Raw genomic sequence first — 12,538 nt, forward strand, 5'->3', positions numbered from 1 at the left:
TCTAGCTCCATCAACCGATGCTTGCTGCTGTTCCCCTCTTCCGCTCCCGGGCGAGATTCGAAGGTTGCTGCCGCTGCGTTACACCAAACCCGCAGCTCTCTGTAGACGGCTCCCTTTTACTGCTCCCGTTCATTGCGTTTATTCGATATGTTGTTATGCTGACTATCATATCCTTCGGATCACTATATCCGAGATTCCGCTTTTATCATCTGCGGATTGAAAGTGAAGCTTTATCAGATTGATTCGTATTTAGCTGTCCAAGCATGCAAAAAAGCCTGCCATCTCTTATTCAAGAGACGACAGGCTATCCTATCGCGGTACCACTCTTGTTGACTCTAAGCTCCCGGGATCATCATGCTGTCTCCCGAACCTAAAGCCCCCTCCATCGCCAAATCACAAATGATTTGTGCGGAGCCATTCTCACGGAGGCCATCCCGTAGCAAGGTCAAACTCCGCAATTCAATCCGTGCCTGAGCGGCACTTCGCTGCGCAAGGTTCCCCAGCTCCGCTCCCAGGTGAGTTCAGGTCCCTCTCGTCTGCGTTGCACCGTCCCGCAGCTCTCTTCATCCAAGGTTCACCTTACTGATCCTGTTCTTCGCGTTTCAACATTCTGGAATTTGATAAAGATTATACGTCCTATACAAATACGTGTCAAGTGGCTTTAGCTTAATGGCTCCGCCCAAAGCTCCAGTGACATTTGCGGGTCGGCCTTCATATCGAGCGGCGTAAAGCTCCCCTGCTTCCATTTCAGATGCGCCGCGGCAGCAATCATCGCTCCGTTATCGGTACAATACTGAAATGGCGGGTTCGTCAGCAATATCCCTTCCTGCTCGCAGCGTTCAGCCAAGGCTTTACGGAGTCCGCGATTGGCGGCAACGCCGCCGCACAGCAGCAGCTGCTTGGCATCATATGCTCTGACCGCACGAACCGCCTTTTCCACGAGCACTTCGACCACGGATTCCTGGAAACCCCGGGCTATCGCTTCCGTCCGGACTTCCTCTCCACGCATTTTGCTCTGATTGACGACATTTAATACAGCCGATTTCAGACCGCTGAAACTGAAGTCGTAGGAATCCGGCTCCAGCCATACGCGAGGAAGCTCCACAACCTCCTCGGCCTCCAATGCCATTCGGTCGACATGCGGACCGCCGGGATATGGGAAGCCAAGCGCCCTGGCCACCTTGTCGTACGCTTCGCCAACCGCATCATCCCGCGTCCTGCCGATCAACTCAAAGCTGCCTTCGTCTTTCATGTAGACCAGCTCGGTGTGACCGCCGGAAACCACCAGCGCCATGCAAGGGTAAGCGATATCGCCCACAAAACGATTGGCATAGATATGACCCGCAATATGATGCGTGCCAATCAGCGGCTTGCCGAGCGCAAACGCCAGGCTTTTAGCAGCCATAACGCCAACGAGAAGCGCCCCAACCAGGCCAGGACCCTGCGTTACGGCGATCGCCGACAAATCCTTCATTTCAATGCCGGCCTCAGCTACGGCTTGTTCAATAATTAGCGTGATACTCTCCACATGCTTGCGGGAAGCCACCTCGGGCACCACCCCGCCAAAAGCTTTATGCGTTTCAATCTGGCTGGCAATGACACTGGACAAAACCTCGCAGCCATCCTTTACAACGGCAACCGAGGTTTCATCGCAGCTCGTTTCTATCGCCAATATGCAGCTGCGCTGCCGGTCTACTCTTTCTTCATTCATGATAGCCTTTGACTTCCTTCCTCGCCATCGTCCTCCCGATAAGGGGGCAGATCTGCCCACATGATGAGTGCGTCTTCCTGATTATCGGAATAATACCCCTTCCGGACACCGGCTGGTTTAAACCCTTTTTTGATATATAAGTGCTGGGCCACGTGATTGGATACCCGGACTTCCAGCGTCATTTTCTCCATTCCCATATAGGCAGCAGTCTTCATCAATTCCGTAAGCAGACGATCGCCCCACTTGCGTCCGCGGTACTGCTCCAGAAGCGCAATATTTGTAACGTGCGCTTCATCCACGATCGTCCACATGCCTGCATATCCTACCGTTTTGCCTTCGTACTCCATAATCATATAACGTGCAAAATGATTCAATTTCAGTTCATTGTGAAAAGCTTCCTCGGTCCAGGGCACGGTGAACGCTTCGCGCTCCACCACGAGAACCTCCGGAATATCCTCCAGGGTCATCAACCGAAAGGACAAACCGTCTTCACCATCTACCGGCTTCTTCTGCTGATTCATGACGAATCCTACGCTCCCTTCACCGCTTACGCAGCAGGTTCGCTTCCGCTTCGGAAAGCTGTGTATAATTGGGTACCAGTGTATGCAGATCATCCGTTTCTCCGGCGAGCAGCCTCGCTGCGCCCAAGTACCCCATCCAGCGGCCTTCGAGCGAGTACGGATGAATATGCAGCCGTTCTCCGAACCCCGGCTCAAGCCTGCGGGCGGTTTCGGCATGGAGTTCCACTTCCCCAATAAACCAAAGGCAGACCGGGCGTTCCTCTTCAGGCAGCTTGCTGATGCGTTCCTTAATGGCTTCCACCCAGGATTGCATCAGGCGAATACCGTCTGCCTCCAGACGTATCGGCGCACTCTCCTTGCTCTCTGAATCGGCAGCGAATAATGCCGTGTACACCTGCCCCCGTCTTGCATCCAGCAGCGGAATGATCCAGTGGACTCCCGCCTTTGGCTCGGCTTCGTTCCATCCGGACTTCAGGCCCCCCCATGCAAGGGCATGCAGGCTGGATACCCCGACAACCGGGATGTGATTAGCCCATGCCAATGTTTTGGCAGCCGTTACCGCAATCCGGATTCCTGTATAAGATCCCGGCCCTACTCCCACGGCAATGCCGTCCATCTGGTCCATGCCGAGGCCTGCTTCAGCAAGCGCCTGTGCCATCACCGGATGCAGATGCACCGAGTGATTGCGGTCTGCGTTCGTGTTCACTTCCGACAGCAGCTTGTCCTGCGCCATCACGGATACCGCCAGCGATGCCGTAGACGTATCCAGCGCCAAAAACCGCTGCTGCGGCTTCGTGTCATTGTTGTTCATTCCAGCTACCCCATTTTTCATTCAAATCCCGGCACCACTCGCCATAGGGCTCGCCCTGGCTTGAAAGTGTGATGGTCCGGTGCGTTTCGCCTGTCGTTTCAAGCTGGATATGCAGATACCGCTCAGGCAACAGCTCAGTGATCAGACTGCTCCATTCCACGAGACAAACCCCTTCGCCAAAAAAATACTCATCCAGCCCGAGCTCATCCGCTTCATCGATCGACAAACGGTACACATCCATATGGTAGAGCGGCAGACGCCCCTCATATTCTTTAATAATCGTAAATGTCGGGCTATTCACAACCCCGTTCACACCAAGGTGCTGTGCAAATTGTTTGGAGAATGCCGTTTTTCCTGCCCCAAGATCCCCGTCCAGTCCGATGACAGTCCCTGGCTCCGCTCTAGCGGCCAGCCAAGCAGCAAGCTGCTCCGTCTCCTCCAGACTGCTTGAAATCATTCGAAACCGGCCCTCCGTACGGCCATTGTTCACTGATAACCCACCCTTTACTTAGTTTGCCCATATCTCAAAATACTTGATCTTCATTATATCGGTCCTCCCAACCTGCTGCAAGAACATGAGTTTTTACCTTCATAACTCAATTAAGAAAAGAAACGTCAAACCAGGTTGCAAACACTGACACTACGTAGTCAAAGATTAAGCATTATAGTTAAACCATATCGATGATAAAAAGATTTGAGGAGGATTATAATGAACCCCACGAATGTATCGAATACAGCCCCATATTCAGAAGAAACCATACTTCCATTTCGCATTCAAATTTCAGAGTCGGACCTGCTTGACCTTAAGGAACGTTTGACCCGCACTCGCTGGCCTGATGACCTGGAGGATCATCACTGGGAATATGGCACACCGCTGTCTTACCTGAAAGAGTTATCCACCTATTGGAAGGATGTTTATGATTGGCGTAAATATGAAACCATGTTGAATCAATTCCCTCAATATACGACCACCATCGATGGGCAAAATATTCACTTCCTGCATGTTCGCTCCCCTGAGCCTGATGCGATTCCTCTAATCATAACCCATGGCTGGCCCGGATCGATTGTGGAGTTTACCCGCATGATTGAACCGCTCACCAATCCCGGCAAGTACGGTGGAAATCCGTCCGATGCATTTCATCTCGTGATCCCGTCCCTCCCAGGCTTCGGCTTTTCCGGGCACACCACCGAACGCGGATGGAATATCGAGCGTGTCGCTAAAGCGTGGGATGAATTAATGCGCCGCCTGGGCTATGAACGATATGGAGCACAGGGGGGAGATACCGGGAGCATGGTTTCAGCGGAACTTGGCCGGATCGCTGCAGAGCGAATCGTTGGCGTACATTGTAACGGTCTGTCGGTGTTTCCAACCGGGGATCCGGCTGAAAGCGACAACCTTACGGCTGTAGAAAAACTTCGCTATGATGAATTAGCCGGTGGCGGATTTGAAGGGTCCGGATATGCCATCCTTCAGGCGACCAGACCCCAGACGCTTTCCTACGGCTTAACGGATTCCCCTGTTGGGCAGCTTGCATGGATAGTAGAGAAGTTTAAGGAATGGACCGATCCAACGGCTGATCTTCCTGAGGATGCGGTAGACCTTGAGCTCCTTCTTACGAATGTCTCGATCTATTGGCTGACAGCAACGGCAGGCTCCTCCGCAAGAATTTATAAAGAAAGCTCGAACAATTGGGGAGCGCCGGCACCATATTCCTCCGTGCCCACCGGCGTGGCGGTCTTTCCCAAAGACCTCTCCATTCGCAGTATGGTCGAGCAGCAGTACAATGTCGTCCATTGGTCAGAGTTCGACCGCGGCGGCCATTTCGCCGCATTGGAAGCTCCTGATCTGCTGACTGAAGATATCCGGTTATTTTTCAGAGAGATTCGTTAACGACAGGGTCAACACAAACACACCTTATCCGGGTTCCAACTTACGGAGTCCCGAGTAAGGTGTATTTTTTCGTGTTTATTAAACAGTTTCCCGGAATTCTAGAGGCCCTGCAATAATAAGCTATTCGCCTTCTTTTAGCCGGTCTACGTCTACAGTCAGCGTATTGGTCGGACGGGAGCCGACCTGGACGGTGGCCATTCCGTTCTGCTGATCCACATGCTCGATCCACACGGACTCCCCTTCAAGATTGACCTTGTAAATATCCTTGGAGTTGAAAATCTCTACGGCGCGCTGTATCTCCATACGTTTAATCCTCCTTCTCCCTATTTCTTGGCGATTCGTCCACGATGTCCATCGTATCGGTTGTGGAAGGGCCGATCAGCCCATTATCTATGGTGACATTGCCTCCGCCAAGGCCTTCGTTGATCATCCGGTCAATATCGAACATCGTAGATTCGCGAGAGATCTCGCTCTCCTCCGAGGTCAGGCTGTTCCAATCCACCATGTCCCCGTTCACCGATTCTGCAGCGGAATGGTCCGAGGCTCTGTCCTTCTGTATCTCTTCCGACGTTTGGGTTTCTCTAGGCTCCGTCATGACGAAAATCACCTCCTTATACAGGCAGCATTCAACGTCAATATGCCACAAACAGGTTCTAATTATGCAATCCTGAGCTATAACTCATACTAGAGTCTTTTTTTGGGCACACTGATAGAGGTAGTACAAAAAGTCATAGTAGTCGTTATTACGTATACTACACGGTCATACCCAAACATATTAGAATTTGATAGGAGGTTTCATAGAATGCATACGGTATGGAAGGGCGCGATCAGCTTTGGTCTGGTGCACGTGCCTGTCAAGATGTTCTCGGCCACGGAAGATAAGGATATTTCGATGCGGTACATCCACAAGGAGTGCGGCAGTCCGCTCTCTTACATCCGCAAATGTCCGGTATGTGAAGAGGAAGTGGCCTGGGAGGAAATTACGAAGGGATACGAGTATGAGAAGGGGAAATTCGTGCTGTTCGAAAAAGAGGAACTGGAGCAGCTGGCGGAGCAGAACAGCAAAAACATAACGATCCTGGACTTTGTGGATCTAACCGAGATTGACCCGATTTATTTTCAAAAGACGTACTACCTCTCGCCGGATCAAGCAGGCGCAAACGCATATCGGCTCCTGCTGGAAGCGATGAAGCAGTCCGGCAAAATCGGCATCGCCAAAATCGCTATTCGCTCGAAGAGCAGTCTGGCCGCGATCCGGGTGCTCGATGAATGCTTGTCGATCGAGACGATTTTCTACCCGGATGAGATCCGGCCGATCTCTCAGGTCCCGAATTTGCCTGAAAGAACCGAGGTCAACTCCAAGGAACTCGATATGGCCAAATTGCTGATTGACCAGCTGTCGACTCCCTTTGATCCTGAGAAATACACGGATGATTATCGCGAACGTCTCCTGGATCTGATCAACAGCAAAGTATCCGGTGAAGAAATCAAAATTGCCCCTGCTCGTCAGGAGACCAACGTTGTCGATCTGATGGCTGCCCTCCAGGCAAGCATCGAAGCTGTAAAGCCGATCGGAACGGATCCGGGCACCAAACCAAAGCCGCGTAAAACGACCCGGAAGACGGCAGCCAAAGAACCTGCTGCCAAGGTCAGCGGCGGAGAAGGCGATCTTGACGCACCGAAGCCGAAGCGCCGAACAACCAAATCCAAGAAATCCGACTCCACTTCCTGATTCGTATGGGACAAATGCAGAATCTGCTGCCCAAAGAGCCGATGGCACCGATCTCGACGGACCAGATCACGACGGGCGAGGATTGGGGTTATCAGCTGAAATGGGACGGTGTGCGCATACTCGCCGGAATTGACCAACACCGCGTATCGCTATATTCCCGCAAGCTGCTCGATAAAACGTCGCTGTATCCCGAAGTCGTTCAGGCATTATCCGGCTTGCATGAACGGCGACTTCTTTTGGATGGTGAGGTTGTCTATTTTCATCCGGAGCTGGGTCGCCCCGTGTTTCAGAAGGTACTTCAGCGGGAGCGTTCGCGTGCGATCAGCACGAACGCTCCTCTGTTTACTTATGTTCTCTTCGATATTATGGTGGACGGCGACCAAGACTTGCGTAAGCTGCCCTATCTTGAACGTCACCACCGCCTGAAGGAGATCGTTTCCGATACGCCGGGCCTGCTGACCGCGGATCTGTTTCTTGAAGGTGAGCATTTATGGAATTGGGCCGAAGCACGGGGATGGGAGGGCATTGTAATGAAGCGCCTCTCCTCTCCTTATCGTGAAGGCAAGAAACACCGGGATTGGTACAAGAAAAAGATTGCCGTGAACATGACAGCCACCGCCGTCGCCATGATCATCAGGGAAGGCCGTGTGGCCAGCCTTGTCATTGCCGATGACGATGGCAATTACATCGGCCGTGCTTCCCTGGGGCTTAATGAGCAGATGAAGAAGAGGCTGCTGCAATATGCCGGAATGCATCGTGCTGACGCGATATGGAGTACGCTCCATACCGACCTGAAGAAGGAACAGCTGGCCTGGCTTAGCCAGCCGCTTTCCGTTCAGGTCACATTTCTCGAGTGGAGTCAGGATGGCATGATGCGCCATCCCAAACTCGTATCGATTGAGGGGGTGTAAACCATATGGCTCGTACCGTCAAAGGCACCCTGACGATCGAGGGGCAGGAGATTCAAATTACGAATCCAGACAAACCGCTTTGGCCGGAAGTCGGCATTACCAAAGCGATGTATCTGCAAAAGCTTGCGGCCATCTCCCCGTTCCTGCTCCGGTACTGCCGGGGCAGGCTGCTCACGACCATTCGGTATCCGCACGGAGCCGAAGGCGAATCCTTCTATCAGAAAAATGCGCCGGAGCCGCTGCCTCCTTTTGTTCAGACCTATGTGCACGAAAATATTAACTACGTGCTGCTCAACGGACTGCCGGAGCTGCTCTGGCTGGGGAACCTGGCTGCGCTTGAGTTTCACCCTTCACTGCACCTCGCAGGCAGCAATCTGCCCTGCGAATGGATGATTGATCTGGATCCCACGCTGCCGGAGGAGCCGCGCATCATGGAGGCGACTGCCATTGTAGGGGACGTACTGACCTCGTTGGGCCTGTCCTCCGTCCCGAAAACTTCAGGTGCTACCGGGGTCCAGATCATCGTTCCCATTCAGGAAGGCATTACGTTCGATGAACTTCGAACAGTAGGCCAATTCGTGGGGCAATATGTAACCGAGAAATTCCCCAAGCTGTTCACCATTGAACGGCTGAAGAAGAATCGCGGCGATAAAATCTACTTCGATTATCTTCAGCATTACAGCGGAAGGACACTCGCCGCTCCTTATACACCGCGGGCCCGGCGGCTGGGGACCGTCTCTACACCGCTCACTTGGGACGAGGTCCGTCAGGACGTTTCTCCCACGGAGTTTCATCTGCTGAACATCGAGGAACGATTAAGAGAGAAGGGGGACCTGCTGCAGACCCTGCCTCCTCAACCGATAGAGAACGTCATCCGACATCTGAAGCCACAAGGAAAGGCAGGATCAAAAAGGAAAGGATAGCTGCTCCACATCCGGCACAAGCTCCTCCCCGGAGACCGGTGCGGCCGGTTGCGGCAGCTTCCTTGGCTGTACAGAAACAGCTGCCAAATCTTCCGCTGAACGAAGATGATCGCGAGCGCCTTCCACCTGCGCCCCGTCCTCTTGAGAAATCCCGCTTCCGATCGTCCCGGGCCGGCTCACGCCAGCAGCAGATGCCCCCGGGGTCAGTCCATTCAGTTCACATTCGTTCAGCAGCCTGGCTGCCATCGACTTGAAGGAACGTACGTAATGCTCTTCGGCATATGCGCCCTGCGCATATAACTCACGGTAAGGCTGAACCACTTCAGGAAACTGGTGTTTCAGTGTTTCGATATACCATTTTTTCACATCGCGCGAGAGTCTCAGCAGCGAGATCATGGCAAAGGAAACGCCCCTTACCTTCGCCTGCGACAAGAGCTCCCTCAGCTCCCATTCCTTATCCGTCAAAAAGGGCAGCACAGGCGCCACAAACAAACCCGTTCTTATGCCTGCAGCCGATAATCGGTGGATCGTATCGAGCCTGCCCTCCGGATGAGGCGATGCCGGCTCCAGCTTCCGGATGATGTCCCCATTCAGCGTGTTGAGGCTCATGTTGACGGATACATTCTCCATCCGTGTCAATATGTCCATATCCCTGAGCACGAGCGGAGAGCGCGTTGTAATGCTCGTGGAGATGCGGTATTTAGCTAGCAGCTTCAGGCACTCCCGCGTAATGCCCTCCTTGCTCTCGATCGGCTGATACGGATCGGTTGCCGTTCCGATCGTAACCTGTCCTATCGATCTCCGCATCGCTTCAATATCATGATCAAACTTCCTCGCAGCACTCGATAACTGCTTCTCCAGCGCTTCCGCTGCATTCGACTTCATAAAGATATGATGCTGAAACTCATCCTCCGCCCCCATGCCAATGAAGGACTGGAAAGCGCGAGCATAACAAAAGCTGCAGCCATGCCCGCACCCGCGGTACGGATTGATGGACCAATCGAAGGGCATCCTCTCTTCCTTCACTCTGTTTAAAGTCTGTTTGGTGGTTATACGTTCATATTGCGTACGAGCCATTCCTCTTCCTCCCTTCTGATCCTGTAATGCTATCTTGAATTATTTCATATTTTAACAAACATATGTTCTTATTATAAGTGGATTTTACTGGATTTACAAACCAACCCCCACCACGCTTCATGGGAACCGGTTGAACTCCGTCCATTTAAGATTTATAATCATTAAATATCATGTGATATATATCAACTGTTCTACATATAAATTATCTAAGGAGTTGCAGACAGTCATGGCACCCAAAACGAGGTTCACCAAACAAGATATCGTGCTAGCCGCATTTGACATTGCCAAGACCGATGGGATCGAGTCCATTACGATTCGTAAAGTAGCTGAACGTCTGGGCAGCTCCATCGCGCCGATCTATGTCAATTTCAACGATGCCGAAGAACTGATTCAACAGGTCGTCGACAAGACCTTCCAGGTAGCTAGAGGATTGATTACAGAGCAGAAGTCCGGTCAGCCCTTCCGGGATATCGGCATGGCAAGTCTCCGATTCGCCAAGGAGTACCCTGTGCTCTACCGGGATTTGATAATGAAGAACAATCCCCACATGAAGAATACCCCCGAACAAATTCGTGAGGTTATCGGGTTAATGAAGTTGGACCCGGAGCTTGCGGGATTTTCTGATCAGGAGCTGCAATCAATTTTATTGAAAATGCAAACCTTTCAGACGGGTCTCTGTGTCATGCTAGCCAATGATCTGTTCACGGAGAGCGTTGATGACGACAAGATGATCCATATGATGGATGAGGCTGCTCAAGATTTCATACGTGCCGCTCGTTTGCGGAAACAGCAAGAGAAATGAATCTGCATTAGGTGTCAATACATTTCGATCTATAGGAGGTATACGGAGAATGGGAAGAGCCCTGGAGCAGTCGCTTCTGGATGAATGGTTGGAACGGATCGCCAATAAAAAGAATGTGTTTAGCACGGTTCTGTGCGTCGAGGACCAGGAGCAATCACTATCCCTTATCAGCAGCAGCGGGGCAATGAAGACTGAAGACCGCTATTTCATTGCCAGCGTGACCAAATTGTACGTGACAGCCGTAATCTTGAAATTACGAGCGGAGCAGCGGATCGGGCTCGATGATCCTATCGGTAAGTACCTCCCCGAAGAGATCATGGCGGGACTGCATAGGATGGAGAACAAGGATTACTCTGGAGAAATCACCGTCAAACAGTTAATGTCCAATACGTCAGGCATCCCGGACTATTTTTCTGGAAAGGTCTTCTCCGACCTCATCGCCGGGCATGATCAGCCTTGGAGTCTGGACAAAACATTGGATGCCGCCAGACGGCAAAAGCCCAAATTCAAACCAGGCCAGAGAAATAAAGCCCAATATTCCGACACCAATTACCGGCTGCTTGGCCGAATGATCGAGACTATCAAGGGCGAACCCATTCAGAACGTATTCAAGGAGTACATTTTCGACAGGCTGAATCTGACACAGACGTATTTTTATCATCATCCTGAGGATACAAGCCCCGTTCCTTTCTACTATAAGAAAAAACGTTTGGACCTTCCTCTGTACATGGCGTCAATCGGAGCGGAAGGCGGCATCGTCTCAACGGCAAGGGAAACGATGGGGTTCCTGCGCTCCTTTTTTAACGGGGAACTGTTTCCGATAGGTGATCTGGATGAACTCCAGAGACAATGGAATTTTCTCTGGGCACCGGGCCCCTTTTTCTATGGCACCGGCATTTCAAGACAGCCGCTATCTCCATTCAGCCTGGGACGGGGACTCATCGGTCACTGGGGTCAATCCGGCGCATTTGCCTTCCATCATCCTGAATCAGGACTCTATTTCACCGGAACCGTGAACCAGGCTGTCGGTCAATCCGCGGCTGTGCAGGTGATGACAAGAATCATACGTCATTATGGGCGGGAGAAGTAGACGCTTCACTTGCACACAGACACCCCATAAACAAAAAAATGCTCCACCCGGTTAACTCTCAACGTGGGTGGAACATAGCACTTTAAGGTTATTAATGTATGGCCTTCTTCTTAAAGCGGCCGCCCTTCACATCATGGATGTTTCCGATGGCAACAAAAGCCTGGGAATCCCAATCTTCCACGATGGATTTGAGTTTCGCTTCTTCCAAACGGGTGATGACAACAAAGATAACCTTCTTGCTGTCCCCGGAATAAGCACCCTCTCCATCCAGATAGGTTACGCCGCGTCCCAAACGTTGGGTTAACGCATCACCGATCTCCTTATGCTTATCACTGATTATCCATACCGATTTGGATTGATCGATGCCTTCGATTGTAATGTCAATCAGTTTAAACGCCAGGTAATAAGCAATCAGTGAGTACATGGCATGATCCCAACCGAAAATAAATCCTGCGCTGCCCAGAATAAATACGTTAATGAACATCACGATTTCACCGACAGAGAACGGTGTCTTCTTGTTGATCAGAATGGCTACGATTTCCGTGCCGTCCAAGGAGCCGCCGGACCGGATTACAAGACCAACCCCGATCCCGAGCAGAACGCCGCCGAACACGGCCGCTAGCAGCGGATCGATAGTAATCGGATCGACGGGATGCAGAAAATAAGTTCCAATGGACATGACCACTACAGCGAACAGCGTGGATAATGCAAAAGTTTTCCCGATCTGTTTATATCCCATAAACAAAAATGGAAGGTTGAATAAGGTCAGAAATATACCGAGCGGAAAATCCGTGATATGGGAAACCATAATGGATATCCCGGTAATGCCCCCGTCAATAATTTTGTTGGGCACCAGAAAGATCTCCAGCCCTACTGCCATTAGTACCGCACCGAAAGTTAAGAACACCAGACGACGGAGAAGCTTCAAGGTGGTTGAGCCTGCCTTGGGATTCTCCGGCTTCTGCTGCTCCGCTTTCACTTGCGCAAGAATCTTCACATCACTTGACATAAATCTCCCCCGTTCAACTTATGAAAAATAAGCTAATTTATATTTATAAGTGAAACCCTT

14 protein-coding genes and 1 other annotated feature (1 of these 15 cut by a window edge) are annotated in these 12,538 nt (G+C 51.6%); of the genes, 6 read left to right on the top strand and 8 right to left on the bottom strand.

What is annotated here, in order from left to right; translation table 11 throughout:
* Window positions 1–142: a binding site (T-box leader), on the bottom strand (it extends 200 nt beyond the left edge of the window).
* Between the two features lie 519 nt (window positions 143–661).
* Genes tsaD through tsaE form a run of 4 tightly spaced genes read right to left on the bottom strand, consistent with a single transcriptional unit; the run spans window position 662 to window position 3,500 of the window.
* Entirely contained in the window at window positions 662–1,711 is a 1,050-nt protein-coding gene (gene tsaD / locus MKX98_RS28085) for a tRNA (adenosine(37)-N6)-threonylcarbamoyltransferase complex transferase subunit TsaD (protein ID WP_339219703.1), read from the bottom strand.
* Window positions 1,708–2,232, bottom strand: a complete 525-nt coding sequence (rimI, locus tag MKX98_RS28090; protein WP_194544452.1) for a ribosomal protein S18-alanine N-acetyltransferase — start codon at window positions 2,230–2,232, stop codon at window positions 1,708–1,710. The genes tsaD and rimI overlap by 4 nt, the downstream gene beginning before the upstream one ends.
* Window positions 2,233–2,251: 19 nt before the next feature.
* On the bottom strand, window positions 2,252–3,043 hold the full coding sequence (gene tsaB, locus MKX98_RS28095; protein ID WP_339219705.1) for a tRNA (adenosine(37)-N6)-threonylcarbamoyltransferase complex dimerization subunit type 1 TsaB: 792 nt from the start codon (window positions 3,041–3,043) through the stop codon (window positions 2,252–2,254).
* Window positions 3,030–3,500 carry a tRNA (adenosine(37)-N6)-threonylcarbamoyltransferase complex ATPase subunit type 1 TsaE gene (tsaE, locus tag MKX98_RS28100; protein ID WP_220687315.1) on the bottom strand — a complete coding sequence of 157 codons (471 nt, stop codon included), beginning with the start codon at window positions 3,498–3,500 and terminating at the stop codon, window positions 3,030–3,032. The genes tsaB and tsaE overlap by 14 nt, the downstream gene beginning before the upstream one ends.
* A gap of 252 nt (window positions 3,501–3,752) precedes the next feature.
* Here tsaE and MKX98_RS28105 point away from each other — a divergent pair, with 252 nt between their 5' ends.
* A complete protein-coding gene (locus MKX98_RS28105; protein ID WP_339219707.1) occupies window positions 3,753–4,934 on the top strand; it encodes an epoxide hydrolase family protein in 1,182 nt (393 codons plus the stop codon).
* A 120-nt stretch (window positions 4,935–5,054) separates the two neighbouring features.
* Here MKX98_RS28105 and MKX98_RS28110 read toward each other — a convergent pair whose 3' ends face one another.
* Both MKX98_RS28110 and MKX98_RS28115 read right to left on the bottom strand, forming a co-directional pair.
* On the bottom strand, window positions 5,055–5,237 hold the full coding sequence (locus MKX98_RS28110; protein WP_071222503.1) for an H-type small acid-soluble spore protein: 183 nt from the start codon (window positions 5,235–5,237) through the stop codon (window positions 5,055–5,057).
* 4 nt (window positions 5,238–5,241) lie between these two features.
* Window positions 5,242–5,529 (bottom strand): hypothetical protein, encoded by a 288-nt coding sequence (locus MKX98_RS28115; RefSeq protein WP_216530731.1) that lies wholly within the window; start codon window positions 5,527–5,529, stop codon window positions 5,242–5,244.
* A 207-nt stretch (window positions 5,530–5,736) separates the two neighbouring features.
* On the opposite strand from MKX98_RS28115, the gene MKX98_RS28120 reads away from it, so the two are divergent.
* The 3 genes from MKX98_RS28120 to ligD are packed head-to-tail and all read left to right on the top strand — an operon-like array spanning window position 5,737 to window position 8,500.
* Window positions 5,737–6,666 carry a Ku protein gene (locus MKX98_RS28120; RefSeq protein WP_194544456.1) on the top strand — a complete coding sequence of 310 codons (930 nt, stop codon included), beginning with the start codon at window positions 5,737–5,739 and terminating at the stop codon, window positions 6,664–6,666.
* Between the two features lie 5 nt (window positions 6,667–6,671).
* Window positions 6,672–7,577 carry a DNA ligase gene (locus tag MKX98_RS28125; protein ID WP_339219709.1) on the top strand — a complete coding sequence of 302 codons (906 nt, stop codon included), beginning with the start codon at window positions 6,672–6,674 and terminating at the stop codon, window positions 7,575–7,577.
* Window positions 7,578–7,582: 5 nt separating this feature from the next.
* On the top strand, window positions 7,583–8,500 hold the full coding sequence (gene ligD / locus MKX98_RS28130) for a non-homologous end-joining DNA ligase (protein WP_194544458.1): 918 nt from the start codon (window positions 7,583–7,585) through the stop codon (window positions 8,498–8,500).
* Here the strand turns inward: ligD and MKX98_RS28135 are convergent.
* Window positions 8,483–9,577: a radical SAM protein gene (locus MKX98_RS28135; protein ID WP_194544459.1), complete on the bottom strand. Its 1,095-nt coding sequence runs from the start codon at window positions 9,575–9,577 to the stop codon at window positions 8,483–8,485. The two genes, ligD and MKX98_RS28135, sit on opposite strands and share 18 nt — an antisense overlap.
* Window positions 9,578–9,803: 226 nt before the next feature.
* Here MKX98_RS28135 and MKX98_RS28140 point away from each other — a divergent pair, with 226 nt between their 5' ends.
* Together MKX98_RS28140 and MKX98_RS28145 are read left to right on the top strand one after the other, a co-directional pair.
* Window positions 9,804–10,379: a TetR/AcrR family transcriptional regulator gene (locus MKX98_RS28140; protein WP_339219712.1), complete on the top strand. Its 576-nt coding sequence runs from the start codon at window positions 9,804–9,806 to the stop codon at window positions 10,377–10,379.
* 49 nt (window positions 10,380–10,428) lie between these two features.
* Window positions 10,429–11,469, top strand: a complete 1,041-nt coding sequence (locus tag MKX98_RS28145) for a serine hydrolase domain-containing protein (RefSeq protein WP_339219713.1) — start codon at window positions 10,429–10,431, stop codon at window positions 11,467–11,469.
* A 91-nt stretch (window positions 11,470–11,560) separates the two neighbouring features.
* Here MKX98_RS28145 and MKX98_RS28150 read toward each other — a convergent pair whose 3' ends face one another.
* Entirely contained in the window at window positions 11,561–12,478 is a 918-nt protein-coding gene (locus MKX98_RS28150; protein ID WP_113061072.1) for a YitT family protein, read from the bottom strand.
* Window positions 12,479–12,538 lie beyond the last annotated feature (60 nt).

The sequence above is a fragment of the Paenibacillus sp. FSL W7-1332 genome (assembly GCF_037969785.1).
Taxonomy (GTDB): Bacteria; Bacillota; Bacilli; order Paenibacillales; family Paenibacillaceae; genus Paenibacillus_AQ.